The 15,987-nt window shown below is 61.8% G+C and carries 7 protein-coding genes; 4 read left to right on the top strand and 3 right to left on the bottom strand.

What is annotated here, in order from left to right; translation table 11 throughout:
* Positions 1 to 9 precede the first annotated feature (9 nt).
* The 3 genes from HS122_13150 to HS122_13160 form a co-directional block, all read right to left on the bottom strand.
* Positions 10 to 2,814: a DEAD/DEAH box helicase gene (locus HS122_13150; GenBank protein ID MBE7539345.1), complete on the bottom strand. Its 2,805-nt coding sequence runs from the start codon at positions 2,812 to 2,814 to the stop codon at positions 10 to 12.
* Positions 2,811 to 8,105 (bottom strand): DEAD/DEAH box helicase, encoded by a 5,295-nt coding sequence (locus HS122_13155; protein MBE7539346.1) that lies wholly within the window; start codon positions 8,103 to 8,105, stop codon positions 2,811 to 2,813. The genes HS122_13150 and HS122_13155 overlap by 4 nt, the downstream gene beginning before the upstream one ends.
* A 96-nt stretch (positions 8,106 to 8,201) precedes the next feature.
* A complete protein-coding gene (locus HS122_13160) occupies positions 8,202 to 8,768 on the bottom strand; it encodes an AsnC family protein (protein ID MBE7539347.1) in 567 nt (188 codons plus the stop codon).
* A 238-nt stretch (positions 8,769 to 9,006) separates the two neighbouring features.
* Between HS122_13160 and HS122_13165 the strand changes: the two genes are divergently transcribed.
* The 4 genes from HS122_13165 (at position 9,007) to HS122_13180 (ending at position 15,936) form a co-directional block, all read left to right on the top strand.
* Positions 9,007 to 13,512 carry a ThuA domain-containing protein gene (locus HS122_13165; protein MBE7539348.1) on the top strand — a complete coding sequence of 1,502 codons (4,506 nt, stop codon included), beginning with the start codon at positions 9,007 to 9,009 and terminating at the stop codon, positions 13,510 to 13,512.
* 8 nt (positions 13,513 to 13,520) lie between these two features.
* Positions 13,521 to 13,979: a hypothetical protein gene (locus HS122_13170; protein ID MBE7539349.1), complete on the top strand. Its 459-nt coding sequence runs from the start codon at positions 13,521 to 13,523 to the stop codon at positions 13,977 to 13,979.
* Positions 13,980 to 14,003: 24 nt separating this feature from the next.
* Complete coding sequence (locus tag HS122_13175; protein MBE7539350.1) at positions 14,004 to 14,723, top strand: DUF1080 domain-containing protein; 720 nt, start codon at positions 14,004 to 14,006, stop codon at positions 14,721 to 14,723.
* Positions 14,724 to 14,949: 226 nt separating this feature from the next.
* Positions 14,950 to 15,936 (top strand): GHMP kinase, encoded by a 987-nt coding sequence (locus HS122_13180; GenBank protein ID MBE7539351.1) that lies wholly within the window; start codon positions 14,950 to 14,952, stop codon positions 15,934 to 15,936.
* Positions 15,937 to 15,987: the final 51 nt, after the last annotated feature.

The raw sequence follows: 15,987 nt of genomic DNA on the forward strand, positions 1-15,987 counted from the left end.
AACTGAGCTTCAGAGACTGTCGGGCAGCAGCACATAGACCCCAATGACGTCCACCGGCAGTGAAGGGGTGACGGCGTAGCGGCCTTGGTCGTCGGCGGCTGCGCGCACGCGGCGATGATCCTGCAACAGCGCGTCGGCCCGGATATTGGCGAGGTTTTCGAGCCGGTTGGTGCTGGCCCGAAGCAGATCGAGTGCGTGGTTGATTTCACGCTGGGCCGCCTCGGCGCTGAGATTGCCGCTGGGCTTGACCTCCAGCAGACGGATCGCGCCGGCATCATCGATCCAACGGGGCAGGGCACGTCCTTCGAGCCCAATGGCCACGGTTTCCTCCGCCATGAGCGTGCGCGTTTTCCCACGTTTCTGGCTGGATAATTGGTGACGGAGGCGAAGCAGGAACAGGGTGGTGACAATCTTCACATCCGCCGTGACGGTCGCCGCACAGCGCGCGGCCAAGGGGGAATCGCTTTGGAGGGCCTCTTCCAGCAAATAATCGGCCAAAACGGATACCAGCGGGTGGGTGCGATGGATGAACAGGGCGCGCGGGTCGGGCGGATAGTGAAAATCAACCAGCAAATCGCGGTTGATTTCCTCCTGGGCGAGACGCTCCCGCAAAGCGGCCGGCAGATGCCTGGGCAGGAAGCGCCAGGCCTGACGCGCAGGTTCGAGCGGGGCATCGAGCCGGGCGCAGGCCGTCTGGACGAAACGGGCAATGGCGTTCTCGTCGCCGATCAAGTCGAGCTGACGCCGCCATTCGGGCAGGACCTCCTCGGGCTTGATGCGGCGCTGGGCGAACACTGTGCGGTTGGCCTTGGCCTTCTCGCGCGCATCCTCCCATGCGGTCGTGAGAGGCTTGAGATCCTCGCCGAGCAAGTTCTCAAAGCCGAAATCAAGCTGAAGCTCATGACGGTTGGCGCGGCTACGCTTGAGCAGAGCGGCCTTGATCATCGCTTGGTTTATGCGCTCGGCGTCCTGCGGGAGGGGCACAAGCACGCCAAGGTCCTGGCGAATGGCCTCGGCCTTGCGGAGGATGACGTTGAGGATGAAGCCGTCCACGGGGTTGTCCTGGCCGTAAAGCATGGTGCAGCGAACCTCCGTGGCTTTTTGGCCAAAACGATCCACCCGGCCCTCGCGCTGTTCGTGGCGGGTGGGATTCCAGGCAAGGTCGTAGTGCACCACGGCCGTGTAGCCGTGCTGGAGGTTTACGCCTTCGGAGAGGCAGTCGGTCGCCACGAGGATGGGTTGCTCGGCTTCGGCCAAGGCGACGACGCGCAACTCGCGTTCTTCGGGGGTCAGTTCACCGGTGACGGCATCCACGGTTGCGGTCTTGAAGTGGTCGCGCAGGTGCGCCGCCACATAGTGCGCGGTAGCAAGGTAGCGGCAAAACACGACCGGGCGGGCACCCACGGCCAGCAACTCCCCGAGGTGTTCACAGAGGGCCTTGAGCTTGGGGTCTCCCTTCTGGCCGGCCAAGGAACGCGCCTTGGCAATGAGAGATGTGAGCTGTGCGGTCTCGGCGATGGCTCCGGCCGGCTCCAGGTCGTTGGAGGAGAGATCGGTTTCATCCCCATCCTGAAGACGGGCTTCGTCGGCCAGAGCCGCCATTTCCTCCAAGGTGCCGGTGAGACGGGTGGTGAGGGCGCGCTCGGCCGCCGCAGGGGAGGAGCCGACACAACGCAAGAGGGCCAGCGTGGCATACCAGATCATGTGACGACCGGCTCCACCGGCAGCCTCTGTTTGCTCGGCGAGGCCCACGCAATAGTCCTGCACCGCATCAAAAAACTCGCCCCAAGCACCCGACAGCCGATAGGTGACTTCGGCCGTGAGTCGGCGGGGAAAGACGCTGACATCATGCCATTCCTCGACGTCCTTGCGCCGCCGCTGCACAAAATGAAGGGCCAGATCCTCGCGCAGTTTCTGTCGGGTGGCACCATCAGCATCGGCCAGACGGGAAAATTCCGGGCGAAGCAGCGACAGAAGATTGTGGAATGCGCCGTCGTCGCCGGAGTGCGGCGTGGCCGTGAGCAGGATCAGATGACGTTCGACGTCGCCGGCAAGCTGCTGCAGCAGCTCAAAGCGCAATTGGCGCACCTGACCGCCGGTGGAGCAACTGTGCGCCTCGTCCACGATGATGCATTCCGGGGCAATCGAAAGAAAATGGGCGCGGTGGCGGTCGCTCTTGATGTAATCGAGACTGACCACCACGACCGGATGGTGTTCGAACAGGGAGACACCTGGCGGGAGATTCCTTTCCAGCCGGGATACACTGGCGGAGGTCAGGGCGACGGCGTGCAGATGGAAGTGACGCGCGAGTTCACTGCACCACTGGTCAACCAGGTGTGGCGGGCAGAGCACGGCGAAACGGGCGATTTCGCTTCGGTCGTGCAGTTCCCGCACAATCAGGCCGGCTTCGATGGTCTTGCCGATGCCGACATCGTCCGCGATGAGGAGCCGCACAGTGGGCTGGCGCAAGGCCATGAGCAATGGCACGAGTTGGTAGGCCCGGGGTTCGACGGCAATATTGGCGAATGACCGAAAGGGCCCGGCTCCGGCGCGCAACTTGAGCTGGAGGGCGTCACGCAACAGGAGCGCGGCAGTGTGGTTGCCTTGATGCTTCGGGTCAGGCTCGGGAAAAGTGGCGGCAGTCGGGAGGGTGGGCTCCAACTCGGGCACCAGCGTGGTGATATCCTCTTCGGACCCACCGAGGGGCCGGAGCCGAAGCAAAGATTCGGAAGAGCCGGGTTGAACCACCCACTCGCGATCGCGAGCCCGCACCAAGGCGCCAGGGTTAAAGGTAGAAACGGCAGCGGAACTCATGTGGAGGGAGACGGCGGACCGAACAGGATCGGATATTTGGAGAATGTTTCAGGCCAAGCCGCAGGATCCGAAGGAAAGACCACGATCGCGTAGGCCTGGTCTGCGGCGTAAGCCTGAAGGTCAGGCGATGGTGAGGTGAGAAAAACCAAGGTGCGTGCCGACCGATAGAGCGCATCCACGGAGCCGAGTCCATTGGACAGAGCAAAACGCACAGCCTCAGGCTGACGATGGCCGAGCTGGTTTAGGGTGGCCAGCCAACCGTCCAATGAATCAGCAGTCGTGGCACCGGGTGTATCGGCCGCAGAGGTCCTGGTTGGCCGCACCGTGGCCTGGGCCATCTGGACCAGCAGTTCCAAGACGGCCGGATCACTGCGATTGATGTGCTCGTGGTCCGGCTGATTGTAATAGGAGAGCAGGCACTGATAGCAGCCGGCCTCGCAAATACGTTCGCCGGTGGGCCGGCGGCGCTCGACCGCGGCGAGGCTGCCCGCAGTGAGCGAACCCGAAACCTGGCTCAGATCGAAATGGAGGATTTCGAGCGCCTGTCGGGCCACCACCGCCACTTGCTCGGTGCTCTGGGCCAAACGGCTGAGCACGCCAGCCCCGCCTTCGGCCGCCTCGTAGAAGAGGATGGATTTGCGGTGCTTGGCATCGGGCAAGGGCTCCACGACCAATTCGGATTCCTCGATCTGAAAAGTCTGAGTAATGCCGCGCTTGAGGGCGGCTTGAAGCGTCGCCATGGCGGAGTCGGTTAGCATTTTTGCCGGCGTAAGAATGAGGATATTGCGGTGATCCTCGACAAAAGGCACGATGCGCTGCGTGGGCTCTTTGTTGTCCTTCTCCTCGGGCGTTTCGTCCGGGTCGGTGGCTTCGTCAGGGTTATCCTGTTTGCTCCAGCGCCCGTTGATTGGGTTGATGATGAAGCCGAGCTGCTTTTTGTCTTTGCGCCGCCGCCAACCCTTGTTGATCCGCCAAATGCGGGCGGCTGGAGAGTAGGCGAGCCGGGCAATCACCCCGGTGGCATCGGGCGCGATCACCTCAGAATCGTGTCGCTCCACAAAGCCGCCCGGGCCGGGCATGAAGCGGTAGGTGGTCTGTAATTCGTAGCCCTGGCGCTGCCGCTCTTCTTCATTCACGGAAATGCGCTCCTGGGCGACGGTTTCCACGTTCTCGATGCGATAGAGGGTGTTGATACGCCCCTCGTCGCCGAGCGGGGTATGGCAATGCTCGCAGACATCGGCCAGCGGCTCGGGCCTGGCTTCATCCCCCAGATGGCCGTAGCCGCACGCGGTGCAAACACGCGCACTGATGGTCGGAAGCTGCGAGTCCGATGAGATGGAGTCGGAGCCGCTGATGTTGAGCTTGGCCCGATCCACCCGAAACATGCGCCCGTCGTGGTAGATGAGGCTGCGCGGCCCAAACTCTGACAGCGCAAGAAAACGCGGACGACTGACCATGCTGCCCTGATCATCCTTGCCATTGCGCTTGCGGCCCGTGGCGGGCACCCACGCCATGAGCGGAAGCCGGGGGAAATTATACCCGGGAAGAAAACCCTGACTGGCGAGGTAACGGAAAGTATAGAAATCGTTGTTCAGGCTGTTGCCGGTCTTCAGCAGCAGGGTGAACTGGTTCTTGGCATCCATGTAGCGCCGGTTGGCATTCTCACGATCCTTGGCGCTGGTGGAGGGGCTGCGGATAATTTTGTCGGCCGCGGCCATCTGGTTTTGGACCCCATCATAAAGCGTGCGCCAACGGTCAAAGGCGGTGGCAAATTCCTTGGCGCTCGCGGCAATCACCTGCTCGGCAAAGTGGGGTCCATACCAGGGGGCCCGTTCAGGTGTCAGCTCGCTCTCAATCTGGTTCAGGACTCGCTTGGCCTGCTCCAGCGCCCGGGTGCCGGCAGCGGGATCAACGAGCTGGGACTGCAAAACCGGACGAATCGGTTTCGCCGGCTGTTCAAGATCCAGCAAGGGAGCGATGCTCGTCTCCAATTCGTATTCAACCTGCGCAAGCCAAACGGCATGAAGATGGCTCTCAACGAGATTGCGGTTGGCGAGTTCCAGCGTGGGCGCCCGGACAATGCCATGCACCATGTCGGTGGAATGGGCAAAGAACCACTGGTCGTGCGGACTCATCGCGGCGCAATAGGTGACAACCAGAGCCGCCTGCCCGGCCCGGCCCGCGCGTCCGCTGCGCTGGGCATAGTTCGCCGGCGTGGGCGGGATATTGCGCAGATAAACGGTGCTCAGCGAAGAGATATCCACCCCGAGTTCCATCGTCGGTGAACAGAAAAGCACCGGCAAGGGTGGCAGCGGACCTTTGTTTTCAGCGCTGTCCTGCCAATCCTTGAGGTCGCGTGCGTTGCGGCGGAACCGCTGTTCGAGCGCCTTGCGTTTCTCTGCATCCACTTGGGCCGTGTGCTCGTTGGCCACAAAGTCGAACAAGGGGTGCTCGGGGTGGGTGAGCACTTCAGTGATGGTCAGGTAGAGCTGACGGAAGAACTGATTGGCTGGAGTGCCTTCATTTGGAGGATCCAAGGTGAGGGTCCAGCGGAGGGCGGAGGACTTGAGCGTCCAACCCACCAGCTTTTGATTGTCGAGGCTCTGACTTTGGACGTAGCCGTGCGTCTCGGCAGCCCTCAGAAAAGCCCGGCAGAGATCGACCCATTCTGGGTTCTTCAGTTGGGCGGCTTGTTCCGCACACGCTGACGACTTCCAAAAGGGTGCGAATTTCAATTGCCGCACGAGACGTGAACCCGGACCGCCACCGATCAGGTCGAAGCGTTTGCGCCCCTTGGTGTCGGGACGTTTATCGAGCAGAAAATAACAGGTGGTGGCCAGCCGCTCATCATTGCCGAACGACCAGCGCTCGGTGAGATAGTTGTAGATTTTGTTCCTGATGTTCTCGTGCTCCTGACCGTCGAGGTAACGGGACTCGATGCAAAGGTTCTTGGTCAATTCGTCGAAAATGACGCAAGCAACCTCGGCCCGCTCGAAGGGTGTGAGCCGGGCGAGCAGGGGGTGTTCCTTGAAGGAGGCCTCGTGCGCACAAAATTCGTCGAGTCCTTCATAGCCGAGCTTGAGCAAGTTAAGCTGTGAGAGGTTGGGGTTGTTATACCGCCAGCCCTTCCGAAGATCACGAATCAGGCGATAGCCGATAACAAAGCGGAGCGCCTTCTGGGCTTCTTTTAAGGCCAGACCGAGCAGGCCCGGATCGCGTAGATACTCGGCGAGCACGCCCGGATCTTTTCCGCCAAACCCCAGGGCGGAGAAAACTGCATCCGCGAGATTTTCGTCGGTAAGGGAACCGCCATTCTGCTTCAGGCCGCCCAGCAGGCCGGAGCGAAGGAGCAAAAGAAAGATGAAGTCGTTGAAATGGCCGGCTTGAAGCGCGGCATCCTGCCGATTGTCGGAGAAGCCGAGCAACTTTCGATAATCGGGCAAGGCCGGTTTGCCGGCATGCGTCGCGTAGAGCTGGCGCAGGATGGTGAGGGTCAGAATCGTGGTCGCCGAGGAGCGGCCTTCACCGGACAGACTGGGCAGTCGATTGATATCACGACCATATGCTTCGTGCACCACGCCGCAGTTCAGGCAGAACCGAAACTTGCCGGGGACGAACCAATACTCCGTGCCGCTGCCCTTTACGCCCTGCGGATCGACACGAACTGCGATGGGCGCAGATTTTCTGTAGGTATGTTTGAGAGCCGGTTTATCTTTGGTGGTGTCGAGCCAAGAATCAGGAAGTTGGGCGACTTCACCCTGGAACTCCTGATGCTTGTAGCGGGGCACCAGAAAGCCCGGGCGAACTTCAGTGCCGTCATCAATGCCCGTGTCGTCGATTTCACGCGGTGAGAAATGGGGCGAATTGCCTGCATCATGCCATACCGGGTGGTATTCCTGACCGCAATCGCGGCAGAAGTGGGTCGCGAAAAGAAAAACCTTCTGTTCGTGCCGATTCGGGGCGAACCGCTGCGAGTCGAGGGCCACGACCCTCTGACCCTGAGGTTCAAGGGTGCAGAGAACTTTGCCGGCTCCGCTGATGAATTGGTGGAGTTTGAAAGCAAACAGAGCCGCCCCGGAAGCGGACTTGACCTCTTGTGCTGCCACCAGAAAGCGGGCGAGCGCCTCCTTGGCGGTCTTTGCATCGGTCCCGGCGTCATGGGCAAGCAAGTCGGCGGCTTGACTGAGAGATAGCGGTTTGGCGCGCTCCGGGCGGCCGTTCCCGGGCAAGGTCAGTCCGAGGGTGAGTTCAACCCACACCGCCAACGGATCATTGGCGAAGGCCTCGCGGTTGGGCCAACCATACTCCGTGGGCTTGATGCTCGAAGCCAATGCGGGGCGGATCGCTTGAAGGCTGAGGTGGGGGTTGGTGACCCGTTCCAGTGTTTCCCCAATCACGTTTTCTGGTGGGACAGCTTGCCCGAAGAGCTTCGTGGCCACCTCTGCCACGACTTTCTTCCGGTCTGCGTTCGTGCCGGTGCTCGACATGGTCGCGGAGGTGCCGATGCAGACAAGGTTTCCAGCATTGAGCCGTTCCCGTAGTCGCCGCACCAGCAAGGCGACATCAGCCCCTTGCCGACCCCGATAGGTGTGGAGTTCATCCAAGACGAGGTAGCTCAGGCCCGCGCAATGCTCCACCACCTGGCGATCCACTGACTCATAACGCGTGAGGATGAGCTCAAGCATCATGAAGTTGGTGAGTAAAATGTCGGGAGGGTTTTCTGCGATGTGTTTGCGGATGGATTGCTCCTCCTGCCCGGTGTAACGCTCGACCGTTACTGAGCCCGGGGCCACCCCGGTGTTGTCCAGAAACTTCCGCACCTCCTCCAACTGGCTGTTGGCGAGTGCGTTCATCGGGTAGATGATGACCGCCCGGGTGCGTGGGGTCGGATCGGAGGCCTTATCGCGCAGGATGCGGTCGAAGATAGGCACGAAAAACGCGAGAGACTTACCGGAGCCGGTCCCCGTGGTTACCACATAGCTCTGGTGGCTCTTGGCTTTGGACAGCGCTTCCAGCTGGTGCTGGAAGAGTCGCAGCGGGTTGTCGGGTTCCAACCGAAATATTGTCGCACAATCAGGGTGCAGGGAACCCTCTGCCACCAATTCATCGATGTTCTTTGCCTGCTGGTAGTTGGGATTGATCTGAATCAGTGGCTCCGGCCAGAAACGTCCCTTGGCATATTCCTGCTCAACGGCGGCAGCAATGTCCTCGGCACCGATTCGCGTGAAACTGCGGGAAAAGGAGGCGTATTCGGCGATAAGTTGATCTCGGAATTCAAAGACGTTTTGCATGCGGGGGCGTCGGATCCCGGGGTACTTCCCGGCCTAGTTCCTTTGAAGTATTACGTCCTAACCCGCAACTCGTTAAAACCTCAATTTGCAATGCGATCACTTGACGAAGCACGCATACCCGACGGGGGTAATACAGGCTGACGCAGGGGTGCAGGGCTCCTCACTGCACGGAGGTAAGTGGTTGAGGTAAGAGACGAAGGGCAGAAGTGAGACGACGTTGATTGCGCAGGATGAAGGCGGGGCCGCAAAGATTGGGGTGAACCCGACGCCACCAGATCGGGACGAGGCCGCGTAGCAGCGCGAGATTGGCGGCGGTGTGGCCGGTGCGAGCGCGGGTTCGCGGGCCCAGCCGATGCGCACGGCGTCAACCAGCGCGAGGAGCGCGTAGAGCGCCGGAGCCGCCCAAGCAGTTGGCAGCCCCTGGGTGACCTCCTTTGGGCGGGCAGGGAAAGCATAGGGCACTCCGTGCAGCAAAAAATTGCGCTGGGGTTCACGACGAACTTCCTTGGTCCCGGAGCCGATCAGGCTGGCATCCCCCAAACGCCGGACGGCCGCATGGACTTCCGACGTGCTCATACCCAGTTCTCGTCCTAAATCGGCATACCTTCGTCCGGCTGTGAGCGAACTGAAGGTGCTTCCCGGCAGACCGACAACAATGTCCATGGAATAGCGGCATAGTGCGCACAATCGCTCACATGGCCAAACGCGCGCCCGCGGAAATTGGACATGCATGGGGCGTGGGCGTGCCAATTTGATCTTCGATGAATATTCTATGTCGGAGAGGTTCTCGTTCGCCGCGTATTGCATTGCGCCGGTGCGGCGCCAATTTCATTGCTTCCTCTCGCACGGCCAAACCGTCGTGTTCCCGTTTGTCCCTGCGTAATCTCGATCCACAAAACCCATGATTCACTGGATTCGCGCCCTGTTTGCATGCTCGTGCAGCGTGCTTGTGCTCAGCGCCGCTGAAAAGTCGCTGGTCTTTGCGCCGGCCAAGAACCCTCAGTCGGCCAAGCATGTCGTTCTTCTCTCAGGCGACGAGGAGTATCGCAGCGAGGAGGCGCTTCCGATGCTGGCAAAGATCCTGAGTCAGCGCCATGGGTTCAGGACAACGGTGCTTTTTGCGCTCGATCCGGACGGAACCATCAACCCGAACAACACGCGGTCCCTGCCGGGAGCCGAGGCGCTGGACACGGCGGACGTCATCATCATGTCGCTCCGCTTCCGCGACTGGCCGGAGGAGCAGATGAAGCACTTTGTCGACGCCTACCGCCGGGGTGTGCCGATCGTCGCGCTGCGCACGTCCACCCACGCCTTCAAGATCCCGAACGGGCCCTATGCCTCGTTCACTGACTTCGGAAAACGGGTCCTGGGCGAGCAGTGGGTGTCGCACTGGGGAAAACACAAGGTGCAGGCGACGCGAACGACGGTTGAGCCATCGGCGAAGGCGCTGCCGATTCTGCGCGGCGTCGGGGAAATCTTCTGCACGACGGATGTCTATGAGGCGTATCCGCCCCCGGATGCCCAGATCCTCCTCCGCGGCCTCGTGCTGGAAGGCATGAACCCCAGCGACCCGCCCGCCGGCACGATCAAGAAACGCTTCTCCGACAAGCAGGAGCAGCCGGCCAATTCGCCCGCGATGCCCGTGGCCTGGACGCGCGTGTACAGGAACGAGGCTGGAAATGAAAACCGCATCCTGACCACCACGATGGGTGCGGCCACCGATTTCGAGAACGAGAGCCTTCGCCGCCTGGTTGTCAACGGGGTCTATTGGGGGCTCGGGCGGACGATTCCCGCGAAGGCCGACGTGCGGCCTGTCGATCCGTACGCGCCCGCGATGTATGGGTTCAATGGATACCGCGTCGGCCTGACTCCGGATGACCATGAGCTCGGAAGGACGCTGCGCGCCGGTGCGCCGCGCCCGCCCGCCACCGGCGCGACGGCGGCGCCCGCGATTCCCGCGAGGGTCGGGCTGCCCCTGAGCCTCTCGCCGGGCGAAAGAATCGCATTCATCGGCAACGCGCTTGCTGACCGGATGCAGCACCAGGGCTCGCTTGAAACACTGATCCAGGCGAAGTATCCGCAGTACAACCTCGTGGTGCGGAACCTCGGGTTCTCGGGCGACGAGGTGGCGACAAGGGCGCGTTCCAAGGACTTCGGCACGCCTGACGAATGGCTGACGCGGGTGGGGGCGAACGTGGTGTTTGCGTTCTTCGGTTTCAATGAGTCCTTTCACGGCGAGGGCGGCCTGCAGCAATTCAAGGAGGATCTGGCGCGGTTCCTCCAGGAGACTCACACGAAGAACTACAGCGGCGCAGGTGCTCCGCGCATCGTGCTCTTTTCACCCATTGCCGCTGAATCGCTGCCGGATCCGAATCTGGCGGTTCCCGAATCGACGAACCGCAATCTCGCGCTCTACGCGGCCGCGATGGCGGAGGTCGCGCGGGATCGCGCCGGGGTGACGTTTGTCGATCTCTTCACACCCTCGAAGGCGCTCTACGCCGAGGCGGCGAAGGCAGGCCGGCAGCTCACTTTCAACGGCGTGCATCTCAACGCCGACGGTGACGCCGCGCTTGCACCGGTGATTTTCAAGGCGCTCACCGGTGAGGCTGCGCCACGGGGTGACTTTTCCCGCCTGAAGGAGGCGATCAACCAGAAGAACGAAATGTGGCACAGCCGTTATCGCACGGTCGACGGCTACAACATCTACGGCGGGCGATCGACATTGAGCTACGTCTCCGGCAAGGACGGCCCGAAGATCAGCAATTTCCAGGTGATGCAGGAGGAGATGGCGCAGCGCGATGTGCTCACCGCCAACCGCGACAAACGCGTCTGGTCCGTCGCCAAGGGAGGCAATGAACCCGTCGACGACTCCAATCTCCCTCCCGTGGTCCCTGTCGCGACCAATTTCCCGGGGAAGAATCCCGATGGATCGCACGTGTTCCTGAGCGGAGAGGAGGCGATCCAGCGCATGACGGTGTCGCCGGGGCTGAAGGTGAATCTCTTCGCCAGCGAGAAGGAGTTTCCGGAACTGGCCAAGCCCGTGCAGATGGCCTGGGACACCCGCGGACGCCTCTGGGTTTCCGTCTGGCCGAACTATCCCGAGCGCACGCCCACGTCTGAAAAAGGCGACAGCCTGCTCATCTTCGAGGACACGGACGGCGATGGCAGAGCTGACAAGTGCACGCACTTCATGGACAACCTGAACTGTCCGACCGGGTTTCAATTCTTCAAGGACGGGGTGCTCCTGATGCAGGCGCCGGACCTCTGGTACGTGCGCGACACGGATGGCGATGGCCGGGCCGACTGGAAGGAACGCTTTGTGATGGGGCTCGATTCAGCGGATTCCCATCACACGGCCAATTCGCTGGCCTATGAGCCGGGCGGGGCGATCTACCTGAGCGACGGCGTTTTTCTGCGGAGCCAGATCGAGACCCGCAATGGCGTGCTCCGCAACATTGACGGCGCGGTCTATCGTTATGAGCCGCTCACGCAGAAGATCGAGACCTACGCCTCCTACAATTTCATGAATCCCCACGGCAGGACCTTCGATCGCTGGGGCAATGACCTGATCGTCGACGCCACCGGCAACGAGACGTTCTTCGGCGCGGCGTTCAGCGGGAAGATCGACTACCCGGCCAAGCACCCCAAAATGAAGCAGTTTTGGGAGCGTCCGGCGCGTCCTTCCGCAGCGAGTGCGATCATCACAACCCGCCAGTTTCCTGAGGAATTCTGGGGGAATTTCATCAATGGAAATGTGATCGGCTTCCAGGGATTCTATCGCGTCAAGGTGGTGGAGGATGGTTCCGGCCTTCACGGCGAGCGTCTGCCTGACCTGCTCTCATCCTCGGATCCGAATTTTCGTCCGGTCGGCATCAGTGTCGGACCCGACGGAGCCCTCTACATCCTCGACTGGCACAATCCGATCATCGGGCACATGCAGCATCACCTGCGCGATCCGAATCGCGATCCGATTCACGGACGCATCTACCGGATCCTGCACGAAGGACGTCCGTTGGTCAGGCAGCCGAAGATCTACGGCCAGCCGATCGGGGCGCTACTGGAGCTTCTGAAGGCGCCGGAGAACCATGTGCGTGAACTTGCGAAGATCGAACTTGGCAGGCGCGATGCCGCCGAAGTGATGGCCGCGGCAGACAAGTGGATGCGAAACCTCGATCCGAAAGATTCCGATTATGCGCACCAGTTGACCGAGGTGCTCTGGCTTCATCAATGGCACAATGTGGTGGACGCCCCCCTGCTGCGGAATCTCCTGAGGTATCCGGAGCCGAACGTGCGCGCCGCGGCGACGCGCGTGCTCTGCTACTGGCGCGACCGCATTCCGGATGCGGTGCAGCTTCTGAAGATCCAGGCGGCGGATGAAAACCCGCGCGTGCGACTCCATGCGATCCGGGCGGCGAGCTTCATTTCGTCGCCGGAGGCGGTGGATGCCGCGCTCGCGGCGATCAGCCGGCCTTTCGACTACTATCTCGACTATGTCATGGGAGAAACGCTCAAGCAGCTGCGTCCGCATTGGATGGCGCGGCTCGAGGACGTCGCCTCTCTCGAAAAGGAGAATCCGGTGAAGATCGAGTTTCTGCTGCGCACGGTTCCCGTGCCCGATCTTCTCAAGTTGAAACGCAATGACGCGGTGCGGGAGCAACTGGTCAAACGTTCCGGAGTCGGCGAGGCCGCGCGCGCGGAGGCGCTCGGTGAGCTCATTGAATCCAGGCGTGCTCCGGGTGCGGAGCTGCTGCTTGGATACCTCAGGCAGACGGGCGAGATTGATCGCCGCGCCATCGGGCGCCTGCTGGCGAACCGACCGCCGGCGGAACTCAAGGCGGTGCGCGATCGTTTGGTGGCGATGGCGGAAAACGACACCAGCGATGTGCGACCCTTCGGCTGGGCGGCGCTGGTGGCGGCGGACGGTTCATTCGACGGGGCATGGGCGGAGGCTTCGCGCGCACCCGCTTCGCTGCTTGCGCTTGTCACCGGCATTCCGTCGCTTGCCGATGTGGATCTGCGGTCCGGGGCGATCACCCGCCTGCTGCCGCTGCTGGCTCCATTGGCAGAAGTCTCGAGGGAGCCATCGGTGCTGCAGGCGGCGGCGATTCGTTCGGCGGTAAGCTGCCGAAGGGAGGGCGGCGCTGTTTTTGACGCGCTGGCGACATTGGTTTCGTTGAAGCAGAATGTTCCCGCAGCCGTCAATGGGCTGCGCAATCTTCCGCGCAGCACCTGGAAATCAACAGCGACGCAGGGGCTCGGTGATGCACTGGTGTCCTGGTGCGAAGGCTACACCGCCGCTGAGGACGACGTCGGAATTTCTGGATATCGCTCAGACCACGCGGGAGGTTCTCGACCGGAGTTCCGCCGGATCGGGCGGCTCCCCTGCGCGAGCGCCTGCTCCGCCTGAGTGTTCCCGTGTTCACCGTGCGCACGGTGCATGAGGAGATGCGTTATGACACCCTTCGGCTGGTCGTCGAGGCGGGCAAGCCGTTCAAACTCACGCTGGAGAACGGCGACTCGATGCTGCACAACCTCGTCATCGTCAAACCCGGGGCGCGTGAGCGGGTCTCCAATGCCGCGGTGCTGATGAATCCAGATCAGCGCGATGCGCAGGGCCGGGCCTATGTTCCAGCGTCATCTGACATCATTGCAGCCACCCGTCTGCTGGATGCCGGGGAGTCGGAAACGATCACCGTGACCGCACCCCTGGAGGAGGGCGTCTATGAATATGTCTGTACTTTCCCCGGACACTGGATGCTGATGTGGGGACAGTTGATTGTAACCCGGCAGCTCAACGGCCCGCTCCCTCCCGCAGTGGCGCCGGTGCCCGTGGGTGCAGCGACAGAACACAAACATCGTTCCCATCAAGACTGATCGAACCCTGAACTGAAGTTTCCCATGCGACTCCTGACCCTTGTTCTCACCGGCACCGCGCTCACACTCTCCGCCTGTGCGAAGACCTCCCCTTCCTTTGAACCGCTCTTCAATGGCAGGGATCTTCAGGGATGGGAGGGGAACTCCGGTCTCTGGACGGTGCAGGACGGAGTCATCGATGGACGCACGCGCGCCGAGGCTCCCCTGGAGAAGAATACGTTTCTCATCTGGAAAGGCGGGGAGGTGAAGAATTTCGAACTGCGTGCGATGTTTCGCTTCATCGACAACAATGAGCAGCGCACCGCCAATTCGGGCATCCAGTATCGCAGCAAGGTCCTCGATGCGAAGGACTGGGTTGTGGGCGGCTATCAGGGAGACATGGATGCGGCGGGCCGCTATGTGGGCATGCTCTACGAGGAGCGGGGGCGCGGCATCCTCGCGACACCTGGGCAGCGCGTGAGACTGCTGCCGGGAGAGGGGAACAAGCCGAAGATCGAAGTCGTTGGGGCCAGTGCACCGGCAGCGGCGGTTGCGGCCGCATTCAATCGCGACGGATGGAATGAACTGATCATTGTGGCGAACGGAAATCACCTGCGCCACATTCTGAACGGAGTTGTCACGGCCGATGTGATCGACGAGGACCCTGCGAAGGCCTCCTCGGCCGGCATCCTTGCGCTGCAGATCCACAAGGGACCGCCGATGCACGTTCAGTTCAAGGACATCCTGCTTCGCCGGCTGCCTTGAGTGGACGCGCGGCGTTGCGACGGCGGGCTTCTGGACGTTGCAGGGGTTTTGCGGGATGAGCGGCTTCGGCTAAACATCCGGGTGTTTTGTGCCGATGGCCTGGGGGATGTCCCTCGCCGCGCTTGCCTCACACTCAAAGCGGGTAGCTCCTGATGCGTCTGAAGACCGTTCTGCGATCTCGCTTCGCAGGAGCGGGGCGCAGGCGCCTTCCGGCGCCCGGGACAGCATGGTCATAGCCCGCGCGCCGGTGCGGGTGAGTTTTCTTGGTGGAGGCACTGACTTCCCGGATCATTTCAGGCAACATGGCGGCGCCGTCCTTGTCACTGCGGTCAATCGTTATGCGCATGTGACCGTCCAGCCGTTTCTCGAGGAGTATTTCGATCACAGGATACGCCTGTGCTACCGGCGCAATGAGGCGGTCAATTCGACTGACGAAATCCAGCATCCGGCGATCCGAGCGGCGCTCGAAAAACTCGGCCTGTCGTCGGGGATTGAGATGCATGTCATGGCGGACCTCCCGGCGCGGACCGGGCTGGGTTCGTCGTCCACCTTTGTCGTGGCCATGCTTCAGGCGCTGCATGCGTACTGCGGACGCTTTCGCTCGACGCGTGATTTGGCGGACGAGGCGATCGAGATCGAGCGGGAGATACTCCGTGAGGCCGGTGGATGGCAGGATCAGATCGCCGCAGCGTTTGGCGGCCTGAACCTGGTCCAGTTCAACCCCAGCGGAAGCTATCAGGTTCAGCCGATTCCCCTGACGCAGGAGCGCATCCAGGATCTCGAGCGGCACATGCTTCTCGTGTACACGGAAATCCAGCGGGACAGTTTTTCGGTTTTTGGGCAGGAGGCAAAGGCTTCTCCGGAGGACCGGGTCCGCACGTTCTGCAGGCTGTCACAGCTTGCGCACCTCGGCGTGGACTGTCTTGCGTCGGACCGGCCGATCACCGAATTTGGCGAGCTGCTGCACGCCGGATGGGAGCTCAAGAAGGAGGCCGGAGCGGTCACGCTGCCGGAAATCGACGCCTGGTATGCGGCGGGACTCAAGGCTGGTGCGACGGGAGGCAAGCTGCTTGGAGCCGGCAAGGGCGGATTCATTCTGTTCATCGCCGAGCCCAGACACCATGAGGCGATAGGCAGGGCGCTGGGCGGCCGACCGACGGTCAGTGTTCGCGTGAACGCGCCCGGTTCACAGATCATCTTCTCCCAACGCTGAGTGCGCTCCCTTGATCCCAGTTTTCGAGCGGGGCGAGGCGAAGGCATGGCG

The organism is Opitutaceae bacterium, assembly GCA_015075305.1.
In the GTDB taxonomy this organism is placed as follows: domain Bacteria; phylum Verrucomicrobiota; class Verrucomicrobiia; order Opitutales; family Opitutaceae; genus UBA6669.

Excerpts from the sequence above, each read along its gene's own strand:
- HS122_13150 (MBE7539345.1), bottom strand. The coding sequence starts at position 2,814 with ATGAGTTCCGCTGCCGTTTCTACCTTTAACCCTGGCGCCTTGGTGCGG.
- HS122_13155 (MBE7539346.1), bottom strand. The coding sequence starts at position 8,105 with ATGCAAAACGTCTTTGAATTCCGAGATCAACTTATCGCCGAATACGCC.
- HS122_13165 (MBE7539348.1), top strand. The coding sequence starts at position 9,007 with ATGATTCACTGGATTCGCGCCCTGTTTGCATGCTCGTGCAGCGTGCTT.
- HS122_13160 (MBE7539347.1), bottom strand. The coding sequence starts at position 8,768 with ATGGACATTGTTGTCGGTCTGCCGGGAAGCACCTTCAGTTCGCTCACA.
- HS122_13175 (MBE7539350.1), top strand. The coding sequence starts at position 14,004 with ATGCGACTCCTGACCCTTGTTCTCACCGGCACCGCGCTCACACTCTCC.
- HS122_13180 (MBE7539351.1), top strand. The coding sequence starts at position 14,950 with ATGGTCATAGCCCGCGCGCCGGTGCGGGTGAGTTTTCTTGGTGGAGGC.